This window comes from Pseudoduganella ginsengisoli, assembly GCF_009720865.1.
Classification (GTDB): domain Bacteria; phylum Pseudomonadota; class Gammaproteobacteria; order Burkholderiales; family Burkholderiaceae_D; genus Rugamonas; species Rugamonas ginsengisoli.
Genome location: NZ_WNLA01000002.1, coordinates 325,766 through 338,142 on the forward strand (window position 1 = coordinate 325,766; position 12,377 = coordinate 338,142).

The following is a 12,377-nucleotide window of genomic DNA, read 5'->3' on the forward strand; positions in this document are numbered from 1 at the left end:
GGTGAATACTGTATTTCAGCCGCAATGCGGCGTGATTCTCGTGACCGGTACCGACCTGGCGCCCCAGGCACTGGCCTTGCTGTCGGAATTCAACATCGTCTACGCCGGCGCCAAGCCGGAAGAAGAACAGCTGGTGGCGCTGTGCCGCCAGCACCAGCCGATCGCCATCATCGTGCGCTACGGCCGTTTGACGGACCGCGTCATGGCAGCCTGCAGCAACTTGCGCGTGATTGCCAAGCATGGCGCGGGCCTCGACACGATAGCCCTTGACGCCGCTGCGCGCCGTGGCATCGCCGTCAAGGCTGCCGTGGGCGCCAACGCCGCCGCCGTTGCCGAACATGCATGGGCGCTGATTCTCGCCTGCGCAAAAAATGTCACGCAACTGGACCAGCGCATGCGCGCCGGCCATTGGGATAAAGCCACCCACAAAAGCCTGGAAATGAATGGCCGCACCCTGGGCCTCGTCGGCCTGGGCGCGATCGGCGCCCGCGTGGCGGCAATCGGCGCGGCCATGGGCATGAACGTCATTGCCCACGATCCCTATGCGCAATCGGCGCCGGACGGCGTCACGCTGCTGCCGCTGGCCGATGTCATTGCCGGCTGCGACGTGCTGTCGCTGCATTGCCCGCTAACGCCGGACAACGCCAACATGCTCAATGCCGCCACCTTGGCCACTATGCGCCCCGGCGCCATCGTCGTCAATACGGCGCGCGGCGGCTTGATCGATGAAGCGGCGCTGGCTGACGCACTGCAGAGCGGCGCGCTGCGGGCTGCTGGCCTGGACAGCTTCCAGGAAGAGCCCATGCGCGCAGGCCATCCGTTCGCCGGCATTGCCAACGCCATCCTGTCGCCGCACGTCGGCGGCGTGTCTGCCGACGCGTACATCAGCATGGGCGTTGCGGCAGCGAACAATATCCTGAACGTGTTGGCAGCCTGACAATACACGGCATACAGCGCACAACGTAAAGCGCGCACCAAGACGCGCTTTCGGGTTTAATGTAATGGAGGACGACAATGACTAGTCAAGAACACAACACCCGCCTGGAAGCGGAAACCATCCGCAAGGTGACCTGGCGCCTGATCCCATTTTTAATGGTGTGCTACCTGCTGGCCTTCATTGACCGGGGCAACATCGGCATGGCGTCGCTGCAAATGAACCACGACCTGGGCATCACGCCCAAGATTTTCGGTTTTGCCGGCAGCCTGTTTTTCATTTCCTATTTCCTGTTTGAAGTGCCCAGCAACCTGGCCATGCAAAAGTTCGGCGCCCGCAAATGGATTGCCCGCATCATGATCACGTGGGGCCTGATCACGGCCAGCACGGCGCTGGTGCAGGGACAAACGTCGCTGTTCATCGTGCGCTTCCTGCTGGGCGCCGCTGAAGCGGGCTTCTTCCCAGGGGTGCTGCTGTACCTGACGTACTGGATTCCTGCCGCCTACCGTGGCCGCATCATTGCCATCTTCATGGTGGCGGTGCCGATGGCCAGCTTTATTGGCTCGCCATTGTCCGCCATGCTGCTGGAAATCGATGGCACGCTGGGCTTGCGCGGCTGGCACTGGCTGTTCATTTTGGAAGGCATCCCGACCGTGCTGCTCGGCCTCGTGTGCCTGTTTTACCTGACAGACAGGCCGGAACAGGCGCGCTGGCTCAGCGAAGAACAGCGCAACTGGCTGTCGGCCCGCATGGAACAGGAGCGCGCCGCGAAAAAGACTGCCGGCAAACACCCGACGATCTGGCAACTGTTCCGCAGCAAGGAAGTACTGGGCATGGCCCTGATTTGCTCCACCGCGTCGTCGGCCGGCACCGTGCTGGGTATCTGGCAGCCGCAATTGATTAAATCGTTCGGCCTGACCGTCATGCAAACGGGCCTCGTCAATTCCATTCCTTACGTGATTGCGTCCATCGCCATGGTGTGGTGGGGCCGCCACTCGGACAAGAAAAACGAACGCCGCCTGCATACGGCCATCCCGCTGGTGCTGATTGCACTGGGCATGCTGGGCACGCTGGCCACGTCGTCGCTGGTCACCACGATGATGCTGCTGTCGTGTGTCCTGATTGGCGCCTATTCGTTCAAGGGCCCGTTCTGGGCGCTGAGTTCCAACTGGCTGTCGTCCGCCTCGGCAGCAGCCGGCCTGGCCGCCATCAATGCCGTGTCGAACCTGATCGGCGGCGGCTTGATGGTCAACGTGTACGGCTGGATCAAGGAAGAAACCGGCAGCCACGCCATTGCCCTGGCGCCCATCGCAGTGTTGGCCCTGGCCAGCATCATCACGCTGCTGACCCTCAGCAGCAGCAAGCGCCAGATGGCGCGCAATACACCGGCCAACGCCGCAGCGTAAGCCGCTATCCAGTAACCCGTTGCTGTAGGGCGGATTAGCGCGCAGCGCGTAATCCGCCATGCGCCGCCGCAACGCACGCACGGCGGATTACGCCGGCTGCGCCGCCTAATCCGCCCTACATCCCGGCATCACCAATAACAATCGGAGACAACCATGAACAAAACCATCGTGGCGCTGACCCTGGCCGCCCTGGCGCCCTGCGCCTTCGCCGAAACCGGCGTGCAATTCTACGGCATCATCGATGCCGGCCTGCGCTACCAGACCCATGTCGACGCGGCGGGCAACAGCCTGTTGTCGATGGGGTCCGGCCAATATCTTTCCAACCGTTTCGGCTTCCGCGGCACGGAAGACCTGGGCGGCGGCCTGACCGCCCGCGTACTGCTGGAAGGCGGCTTTAACAGCAAGACCGGCGCACTGGATAACACCAGCAACGTGCTGTTCAACCGCACGGCGGCCGTGGGACTGGGCGGCGCATGGGGCGCCATCGACATGGGCCGCCAGTACACGATCGGCTTCCGCACCGAGCTGTTCCTCGACCCGTTCAACCACCACTACACGGGCCTGGTGCCGCTGTCGTCCGGCGCCGGCACGCCGCTGCCGGCGGCCGCCACTGCGGCAGGCTTAAGCGCTTCATCATCGTCCGGCACGCGTTTCAATAACGATATCCAGTACACGGGCACATTTGGCGGCCTGACCGTGCGCGCGGAATATGCGCCAGGCGAAGTGGCCGGCGACAGCAGCAAGGGCACGGCGCGCGCCGCGGGCTTTACTTACACGGGCAATGGCTTGCTGGCGGCGGGCGTCTACACGCACAAGCAAACCCCGGCCGGATTCGATAACAATGCCGTGCTGCTGGGCGGCGGCGCCAGGTACAAGGCGCTCACGGTCAAGGCTGGCTGGTCGCGCGAGCGCCAGCAGGCGGCAACCACCGTCTATCAAAACCGCACGGCCTTTGGCGGCGCCAGCTACCAGCTGTCGGCGCCCGTGGAATTGACGGCGGCAATATACCGCTCGGAATACGACGGCGCCAAGGCTGACGGCACGCGCACCTTGTACCTGCTGGGCGGCAGCTACCACTTTTCCAAGCGCACCAACCTGTATGCGGAATTTGACGTCAACCAGTACCGGGGCGCGCTGATCCCCGCATCGAAACAGACAAGCCAGCGTGGCGTCGCCATGGGCATGACGCACATGTTCTGACCGGGAATGCGCCGGTTGCCGCTATACTGCAAACCGGCGCATAACAATCGGAATGAACATGAAAAAAATCGTCGTCAAATTCGGGGGCTCCAACCTGCGGCGCCCTGAAGACATCGACCGCGTGGCCGGTGTCGTACAAACCTATAACCGCCCCCTCGTGCTGGTGGTTTCCGCCTTTTATGGCATCACGAATGCACTGATCGAATGCGTACAGGCGGCCCGCAAAGGCGCCGGCACCATCTCGGCGCTGGAAGAAAGCCAGGATTACACGCTGTCGCTGCGCGCGCTGAAAAAGGAAATCCTGGAAGCAAACATCAAAGACCCGGCGCAGCGCGCCAAAACCGAGGCGGCGCTCAATGCCCGCCTGGACCAGCTGACGCGCTACCTGACCGGTATCCATTACATCGGCGACGTGCCGGATTTCGTCAATGACGCCATCCTCAGTTATGGCGAGCGTTTATCGAGCCTGTTGCTGGCGGACGTGCTGCAAAGCCGCGGCATCAATGCCCGCGAAGCGCTGCCGGAAGATATCGGCCTCGTGTCCGATGGCGTATTTGGCAATGCCGCGTGCGATTTCGACGCCAGCACGGGGCCCGTGGCCAAGGCACTGGCGGGCGATGGCGTGATCGTCGTGCCGGGCTTTTATGGCGTCAGCCGCGAAGGCAAGCCGACCTTGTTCGGCCGCGGCGGCTCTGATTATTCCGCCGCATCGATTGCCCGCTGCATTGGTGCGGAATCGCTGGACGTGTGGAAGGACGTCGATGGTTTCCTCAGCGCCGATCCGGGCGCTGTCAGCGCGCCTCAGCCGATCGCCCGCCTGCACTATCTGGAAGCGGCGGAACTGTCGTACTTCGGCGCGAAAATCCTGCACCCGCGCACGGTCGAACCGTTGTTCGACCAGGGCATCCCGATCCGCATCCTCAACATCACGAAGCCGGAGCTGGGACTGCATCCATTTACCGTCATCGATGCGGAACGCACGGTCACGCACGACGTGGTGAAAAGCGTATCGTCCAGCGATGACGTGGCAATCCTGAAGCTGCATGGGCCGGGCGTGGGCTTCAAGCCCGGTATCCTGGCGGAAGTCACGTCCGCGCTGGACCGCAGCGGCATCAATATCAAGAGCGTGCTGACGGCGCAGACGGCGATTAACGTGCTGCTGGCGCGCGGCCACCTCGACGCCGCATATGAGGCCGTGGCCGGGCACCATATTCCCGGCGTCGTTGAAGTCAGCCGCAATGATGCGGTGGCCATAGTCGCCGTGGTGGGCGACGGCGTGCTCGATGCGTCGAATGTGGGCAGCGCGATTGCCAGCCGGGCGCTGTCGGCTGCGCTGGCGGGCGGCGTGCGCGTGACGCTGGCGGCGGCAGGCGCCAGCGAAGTGGCGGCCTACATGCTGGTGGACCGCCGCGACCGCAAGCTGGCGCTGCAGGCGATCCATGACCATTTCTTTGGAGACGGCAAGCAGTAACGCGGCAGGCATGGGAGGGCATGCCCTCCCCGCCCCGCTTACAGGCTTGCAGCCAGTTCCGGCAACACCTCGAACAAGTCGCCGACGATGCCATAATCGGCAACGGCAAAGATCGGGGCTTCGGGGTCCTTGTTGATGGCGACGATGGTTTTCGAATCTTTCATGCCCGCCAAATGCTGGATCGCACCGGAAATGCCGACCGCGATATACAGTTGCGGCGCAACGATCTTGCCGGTTTGCCCCACTTGCCAGTCATTGGGCACGTAACCCGCATCCACTGCCGCCCGCGACGCCCCCATGGCAGCGCCCAGTTTATCAGCCACCGGTTCCAGCAGCTTGAAAGCATCGCCGGAGCCCATGCCACGTCCACCGGACACGATGACCTTCGCAGCAGTCAATTCCGGCCGGTCCGACTTCGCCAATGCACGCCGGACAAACGCCGACTTGCCGACATCCGCCACGGCCGCCACGGTTTCCACCTGTGCCACGCCACCGGCCGCAGCCGCCGCATCGAAGCCGGTTGTCCGCACGGTAATGACTTTTACGCGATCCGGCGACTGCACGGTGGCAATCGCGTTTCCCGCATAAACAGGCCGCTCAAATGTATCGGCACTGACGACCTTCGTGATGTCCGATATTTGCGCCACATCGAGCCGCGCCGCCACGCGGGGCAAGATGTTTTTGCCATACGCTGTCGCAGGGGCCAGGATATGCGCATACCCGCCCGCCACAGCCAGCACTTGCTCCGCCACGTTTTCCGCCAGGCCGTCCGCAAAATGCCCGGCATCGGCAAGCAAGACTTTAGCGACACCTGCGACCTGTGCAGCTTGTGCCGCAGCTCCTCCGGCATCCGAACCAGCCACCAGCACGTGCACGCCGCCGCCGCATTGCAGCGCCGCTGTCACCGCATGCTGCGTGCTGGCTTTCAAGCCCGCGTTGTCATGTTCTGCAATAACCAATGCAACCATCGTTTTTCCTTTCAAATCACCTTGGCTTCCGTGCGCAGCTTGGCCAGCAAGGCTGCCACGTCCGGCACCTTGACGCCCGCCGAACGCTTGGCGGGTTCCGTCACCTTCACGGTTTTCAGGCGCGGCGCCACATCGATGCCCAGCGCTTCCGGCGTGACCGTTTCCAGCGGCTTTTTCTTGGCCTTCATAATGTTTGGCAGCGTCACGTAGCGTGGCTCATTGAGCCGCAAATCGGCTGTAATGACGGCGGGCAGCGCCAGCGACAGGGTTTCCAGGCCGCCGTCGATTTCACGGGTAACGATAGCTCTGCCTCCCTCCAGCAAGATGTTCGACGCAAACGTGGCTTGCGGCCAGCCCAGCAGACTTGCCAGCATCTGGCCGGTCTGGTTGGCGTCATCGTCGATTGCCTGCTTGCCAAGGATGATCAATTGCGGCTGTTCCTTGTCCGCCAGCGCCTTCAACAGCTTGGCCACTGCCAGCGGTTCCAGCTCGGCCGCTGTCTCCACGAGGATGCCCCGGTCCGCGCCGATCGCCATGCCGGTGCGCAGGGTTTCCTGGCACTGCGCCACGCCGCACGATATGGCCACGACTTCCGCTGCCTCGCCCGTCTCCTTCAAACGGACGGCTTCTTCCAGCGCGATTTCATCAAACGGGTTCATGGCCATTTTTACATTGGCGAGGTCCACACCCGAACCATCGGCTTTTACCCGCACCTTGACGTTGAAATCCACCACGCGCTTGACTGGTACCAGAACTTTCATCTTCACGCCTTCTTCAGCAAATCAAGAATGCTGGAAAAGTCCAGCGCCCCCGCGCCCCGCGTGCTGTGCAGCGCATACAGGTTGCGCGCCAGTTCGCCCAGCGGCACCGGGGATTTTGCGTTCATTGCCGCTTCCGCCGCCAGCCCCAGGTCTTTCAGCATCAAGTCCACGCCAAAGCCGCCGCTGTAGCCGCGCGACGCCGGCACGTTATCCATGACGCCTGGCACCGGGTTATACAGTTCCAGCACCCAGTTGCGGCCAGAACTTTTGACCATGATGTCAGACAGCACGCGGGGATCGAGGCCGTTGGCCATGCCCAGTGCCAGCGCTTCGGCCGTCCCTGCCATCAGGATCCCCAGCAGCATGTTGTTGCACACCTTGGCGCTCTGGCCCGCGCCATGCGCGCCCGCATGGAAGATATTGCGGCCCATGGCCAGCAGCACGCCACGGGCCTTTTCCAGCACATCGGCCGGGCCACCCACCATGAACGTCAAGGTACCGGCTTGCGCGCCGCCCGTGCCGCCGGATACCGGCGCGTCCAGCATCTCCATCCCCGACACTTGCGCAGCTTCCGCTACTGCAATGGCCGATTGCGCGGCAATCGTGCTGCAATCGATGATCAGCGCACCGGGGCGCAATGCGCCGATGACGCCATCGCGGCCAAGGTACAGCTGCTCCACGTGGCGGCTGGCCGGCAGCATGGAAATCACGGTGTCCGCGCCCTCCACTGCCGCGCGGGCCGACGGCGCCACGCTCGCGCCCGCGTCGCCCAGCGTTTTCAGCGCCGCAGCCGACAAGTCAAACACCGTCAGCGCATGGCCGGCTTTCACCAGGTTCAACGCCATCGGGCCACCCATGTTGCCCAAGCCAATAAATGCGATATTGCTCATTTTGTCTCCTGTCATTCAAAGGTCTGCCAGCGGGTGCTGTTGCACGCTCCACGGGCTGTCGAGGAAAGCCGCGCTGCTGCCGGCCGGCTGCCAGCGCGGCGACATGTCCTTGTCGATCAACAGCGCACGGATGCCTTCCGCGAAATCGCCCTGCGCCGCGCAATGCAGCGCCACGCCATATTCAAGGCGGAAGACATCGGCCAGCGATAAATGTCTGGCCGCCTCCAGCATGCGCCAGGCCAGCCGCAAGGCGCCGGGCGATGCGCGTTTGCTCGATGCGGCAGCCTTGGCCAGCCAGGGATTGTTGGTTTCCAGCGCGGCCAGCGCATCCAGCGCTTCTTCCACCGTATCGCGGCCGCACAGGTTATCTATCAAGTCCTGGTGCTGGCGCAATGGACCCGCCTGCGTCCAGCCATAGTCGCCGTGGCGCGCTTCGGCCCGGCGCAGTACATAGCCTGCCAGTGCATGGTTGGCCTCGCAATTTTCACTCCACGGCTGGATCAGCAGTGCTTCCAATACGTCGGCCTTGACGGCATGGGGCAGCACGTAATCCGCAAGACCCGCGTAGCGGGCGTCGGCCGCTTCAAAGCTGGCGCCCGTCAGCGCAAGGAAGCGCCCCGCATGCCCGGGCATGCGGTTCAGGAACCACGACCCGCCCACGTCCGGGAACAGCCCGATCCCCGCTTCCGGCATGGCCATGCGCGTTTTTTCCGTGGCGACGCGGTGGCTTGCGCCCGCCATCAATCCGATGCCGCCGCCCATGACGATGCCATGGCCCCAGCACAGGATGGGCTTTTTATACGTATGGATCTGGTAATCGAGCCGGTATTCGCGCTCGAAGAACGCATTCGCATAGTCATTGCCCAGCACGTTGCCATTTTGGGCAGAAGCATGGTGCGCCTGCATGGTGCGGTGCAGGTTTTGCAAATCGCCGCCCGCGCAAAACGCCTTGCTGCCTGCGCCCTGCATGACAACCATCGCTACGCGGTCATCCATCGCCCATGCCGTCAAATGCTGCGCCAGCAAGGCAATCATCGGCAGCGATACGGCGTTCAGGTTTTTTTCCGCGTTCAGGGTCAGCACGCCGATCAGGCGGCCATTCGCCGCCGCCAGCGTTTCCGCCAATACCGGCGTGCTTTCCCGTTGCATGTCGTTCGAACCGTCCATCAGCTGTTCCTCCAGTTTGCCGCGCGTTTTTCCAGGAATGCCTGCACGCCTTCTTTCTGGTCGTCCGTATCGAACAAGTCGACAAACATTTCCCGCTCCACCGGCAGCCACTGGGCAGGCGCTTCCTGGCGGGCGCCCTGGATCAGCTTCTTGCAGGCAGCCACGCTGGTCGGGCTTTGCTTTTCCGCCGACCTGGCCAGCGCCAGCGCTGCCGCCAGCGCTTCGCCTTTCGGCACCACTTGCTCCACCAGGCCGATACGCAGCGCTGTCTCCGCGTCAACCCGTTCGCCGCACAGCACCATGCGCTTGGCCCAGCCTTCGCCCACCAGCCACGCGAGGTTTTGTGTGCCGCCCGCGCATGGCAGCAAACCAACCGCCGCTTCCGGCAGCGCCATTTGCGCATGGCTTTCCGCAATGCGGAGATCGCAAGCCAGCGCGCATTCCAGGCCGCCGCCCATCGCATAGCCATTGATGGCGGCAATCGACACGCCACGGAAACGCGCCAAGGTCTCGAATGCCTCGCCAAAGCGGCGCGCCATCGTGCGGGCCATGGCCTTGTCGCCGTCAGCAAACACTTTCAAGTCAGCGCCGGCGGAAAAGAATTTCTCGCCCTGTCCCGTCACCACGAGGCTGTAGATTTCCCGGTTGCCGTTTAAATCGTTGACGAGCCGGGTCAGCGCAGCCAGGCTTTCCGCCGTCCACGTATGGGCCGGCGGATTATTCAACGTGACAATGGCGGTATGGCCCGTGATTTCGACCTGTAAATTCGTATAACTGTTCATCAACGCAACTCCTCAGTGCCAGGTTGTTCGAGTAAATGGCGCGCGACAATGACGCGCATGATTTCATTGGTGCCTTCCAGGATCTGGTGCACGCGCACGTCGCGCAGGTAGCGCTCCAGCGGGTATTCGCGGATATAGCCATTGCCGCCATGGATTTGCAGCGCCTGGTTGCATACCTTGAAGCCGATATCCGTCGCCAGCCGCTTCGCCATCGCGCAATACACGCTGGCATTGGGCGCTTTCGCATCCAGCTTCGATGCCGCCAGCCGCACCATCTGGCGCGCGGCGACCAGTTCCGTTTGCATATCGGCCAGTTCGAATTGCAAGTGCTGGAAGGCCGACAGCCGGTTGCCGAACTGGCGCCGCTCCGTCATATACGTGCGGGCCGCATTCAATGCCGCCTGCGCGGCGCCGACGGAACAGGTGGCAATGTTGATACGGCCGCCATCGAGCCCGCGCATGGCGATGCGGAAGCCCTCTCCCTCGCTGCCCAGCAAGTGATTGGCCGGAATACGCACGCCGTCAAAACTCACGACGCGCGTGGGCTGGCTGTTCCAGCCCATCTTGACTTCCTTGCGGCCATAGCTGATGCCCGGGGTATCAGCCGGCACGGCAAACGCGCTGATGCCTTTCGGTCCCGCATCGCCCGTGCGCGCCATCACGACCAGCAAGTCGGTGGAACCGGCCCCGGAAATAAAAGCCTTGTTGCCATCGAGCTGGTAATAGCCATCTTTCAGCACGGCGCGCATGGCCAGCGCGCCGGCGTCAGAGCCCGCACCCGGCTCCGTCAGGCAATACGAACCCAGTTTTTCTCCGCTGGCCAGCAGCGGCGCCCACTGTTCGCGCACTTCGTCACCGGCCCACGTGGCCACCATCCAGCTGACCATGTTGTGGATCGTGATGTAGGCCGTGGTCGACGGGCAGGCTGCCGCCAGTTCTTCAAATACCAGCGCCGCATCGAGCCGCGACAAACCGAGGCCGCCCATTTCATGCGGCGTGTACATGCCGCAAAAGCCCAGTTCCCCCGCCTTGCGGATGGTCTCCAGCGGGAATTCGCAGTCGGCGTCCCAGCGCGCCGCATGCGGCGCCATTTCTCCCGCGGCAAAATCGCGGGCGCTTTGCTGGAAGGCGCCCTGCACTTCGGACAGTTCGAAATCCATGATGCCTCCCGATGACTACTTCAGCGAAATCGTCGTGTTGACGCCGCCGGCCACGCTGCCATCTTCAAACCAGCGCGCCGTCACGGTCTTGGTCTGCGTGTAGAACAGGATCACTTGCTTGCCGTATGGCCCCAGGTCGCCCAGCTTCGATGCGCCGGAACCTGTGAACGAGAACAGCGGCACCGGAACTGGAATCGGCACGTTGATGCCGATCTGGCCTGCTTCCACTTCTTCCTGGAACTTGCGCGCCGCCGCGCCGGATTGCGTGAAGATGGCCGTGCCATTGCCATTCGGGTTGCCGTTGATGAAGGCGACGGCTTCATCCAGCGTGGCAGCGGAGACCAGCGCCAGCACGGGGCCAAAGATTTCTTCGTCATAGATGTCCATGCCGGGCTTCACTCCGGAGAAAATCGTCGGCCCCACGAAATTGCCGCTGGCATAGCCCGGCACGTCAGGCTGGCGGCCGTCCAGTTCCAGCTTCGCGCCCTGTTCTATGCCCTGGCCGATCAGGCGTTCCACGCGCGACTTCGCCGCGCACGAAATCAGCGGGCCGATGTCCGTGCCCGGCTCCGCGCCGCCGCTGATTTTCATGGCGCGGGCTTTTTGCACCAGCTCGGGAATCCAGCTGTTGGCTTCCCCCACCAGCACCACGACGGACAACGCCATGCAGCGCTGGCCGGCCGCGCCAAATGCGGCGCCCAGCACATTGTTCAGCGCCTGGTCCTTGTTGGCGTCCGGCAGCACGATGGCATGGTTTTTAGCGCCCATCATGCACTGCACGCGCTTGCCGGCCAGCGACGCGCGCTGGTACACGTGCGTGCCGACGCGGGTGGAGCCGACAAACGACACGGCCCTGATGTCCGGGTGGTCGCAGATGGCGTTGACCGCCGCTTCGCCGCCATGGATCACGTTCAGCACACCGGCCGGAATACCGGCTTGCAGCGCCAGCTCCACCAGGCGCATGGTGACCATCGGGTCTTGCTCGGAAGGCTTCAGCACAAAGGTGTTGCCGCACGCGATCGCCATCGGGAACATCCACAGCGGGATCATGGCGGGGAAATTGAACGGCGTGATACCCGCGCACACGCCGATGGCTTGCTGCACCGTGTACGTGTCCACGCCGGACGCCACGTTGCTGGCCATCTCGCCCATTTGCAGGGTGCCGATATTGGCCGCGTGTTCCACCACTTCCAGGCCGCGGAAGATATCGCCTTCCGCGTCCAGCAAGGTCTTGCCCTGCTCCGCCGTCAGCAGCGCGGCAAGTTCTTTCATGTTTTCGCGGATCAGTTGCTGGTACTTCAGGAAGATGCGGGCGCGGGCGCCGATCGGCGTGCGGCGCCACGTCTTAAAGGCGCTCTTGGCGGCTGCCACGGCGGCATTGATTTCCGCCGTGGTGGCCAACGGCACGCGCGCCAGCACTTGCTGCGTGGCGGGATTGACCACGTCGCGCCACTCGGTGGCGGTCGACTCGATGAATTCGCCGTTGATCAGCAATTTAACGGTAGGGATGGCAGTGCTCATGTGGTCTCCTGTCGGTGTGGTGAGTGTGGTGGGGATGGAAAACAGAATACGCACGACACTGCGCCACGCCTATGCCGGAAACAATCAAACTTGCTGCGAGAATTTGCCACTTTGCCG

Annotated in this window: 11 protein-coding genes; 4 read left to right on the plus strand and 7 right to left on the minus strand. The window is 63.2% G+C overall.

What is annotated here, in order from left to right:
* Position 1 precedes the first annotated feature (1 nt).
* The 4 genes from GM668_RS06120 to GM668_RS06135 all read left to right on the plus strand — a co-directional run bounded on the left by GM668_RS06120 (position 2) and on the right by GM668_RS06135 (position 5,011).
* Positions 2 to 937 carry an NAD(P)-dependent oxidoreductase gene (locus GM668_RS06120; protein ID WP_170305508.1) on the plus strand — a complete coding sequence of 312 codons (936 nt, stop codon included), beginning with the start codon at positions 2 to 4 and terminating at the stop codon, positions 935 to 937.
* A 77-nt stretch (positions 938 to 1,014) separates the two neighbouring features.
* Entirely contained in the window at positions 1,015 to 2,340 is a 1,326-nt protein-coding gene (locus GM668_RS06125) for an MFS transporter (RefSeq protein ID WP_155438045.1), read from the plus strand.
* Between the two features lie 153 nt (positions 2,341 to 2,493).
* Complete coding sequence (locus GM668_RS06130) at positions 2,494 to 3,540, plus strand: porin (RefSeq protein ID WP_155438046.1); 1,047 nt, start codon at positions 2,494 to 2,496, stop codon at positions 3,538 to 3,540.
* A gap of 58 nt (positions 3,541 to 3,598) precedes the next feature.
* Positions 3,599 to 5,011 (plus strand): aspartate kinase, encoded by a 1,413-nt coding sequence (locus tag GM668_RS06135; protein WP_170305509.1) that lies wholly within the window; start codon positions 3,599 to 3,601, stop codon positions 5,009 to 5,011.
* A gap of 38 nt (positions 5,012 to 5,049) precedes the next feature.
* Here GM668_RS06135 and GM668_RS06140 read toward each other — a convergent pair whose 3' ends face one another.
* The 7 genes from GM668_RS06140 to GM668_RS06170 are packed head-to-tail and all read right to left on the minus strand — an operon-like array spanning position 5,050 to position 12,260.
* Entirely contained in the window at positions 5,050 to 5,979 is a 930-nt protein-coding gene (locus GM668_RS06140; RefSeq protein WP_155438048.1) for an electron transfer flavoprotein subunit alpha/FixB family protein, read from the minus strand.
* A gap of 11 nt (positions 5,980 to 5,990) precedes the next feature.
* Positions 5,991 to 6,740: an electron transfer flavoprotein subunit beta/FixA family protein gene (locus GM668_RS06145; protein WP_155438151.1), complete on the minus strand. Its 750-nt coding sequence runs from the start codon at positions 6,738 to 6,740 to the stop codon at positions 5,991 to 5,993.
* A 2-nt stretch (positions 6,741 to 6,742) separates the two neighbouring features.
* Positions 6,743 to 7,630 (minus strand): 3-hydroxyisobutyrate dehydrogenase, encoded by an 888-nt coding sequence (gene mmsB / locus GM668_RS06150; RefSeq protein WP_155438049.1) that lies wholly within the window; start codon positions 7,628 to 7,630, stop codon positions 6,743 to 6,745.
* 15 nt (positions 7,631 to 7,645) lie between these two features.
* Complete coding sequence (locus tag GM668_RS06155; protein WP_229498969.1) at positions 7,646 to 8,797, minus strand: enoyl-CoA hydratase/isomerase family protein; 1,152 nt, start codon at positions 8,795 to 8,797, stop codon at positions 7,646 to 7,648.
* Positions 8,797 to 9,579 (minus strand): enoyl-CoA hydratase, encoded by a 783-nt coding sequence (locus GM668_RS06160; protein WP_155438050.1) that lies wholly within the window; start codon positions 9,577 to 9,579, stop codon positions 8,797 to 8,799. Before GM668_RS06160 ends, GM668_RS06155 begins: the two co-directional genes overlap by 1 nt.
* The gene (locus GM668_RS06165; protein ID WP_155438051.1) at positions 9,579 to 10,739 is read right to left on the minus strand and encodes an acyl-CoA dehydrogenase family protein; all 1,161 of its coding nucleotides are present in this window, start codon (positions 10,737 to 10,739) and stop codon (positions 9,579 to 9,581) included. The genes GM668_RS06160 and GM668_RS06165 overlap by 1 nt, the downstream gene beginning before the upstream one ends.
* Before the next feature lie 15 nt (positions 10,740 to 10,754).
* A complete protein-coding gene (locus GM668_RS06170; RefSeq protein ID WP_155438052.1) occupies positions 10,755 to 12,260 on the minus strand; it encodes a CoA-acylating methylmalonate-semialdehyde dehydrogenase in 1,506 nt (501 codons plus the stop codon).
* Positions 12,261 to 12,377: the final 117 nt, after the last annotated feature.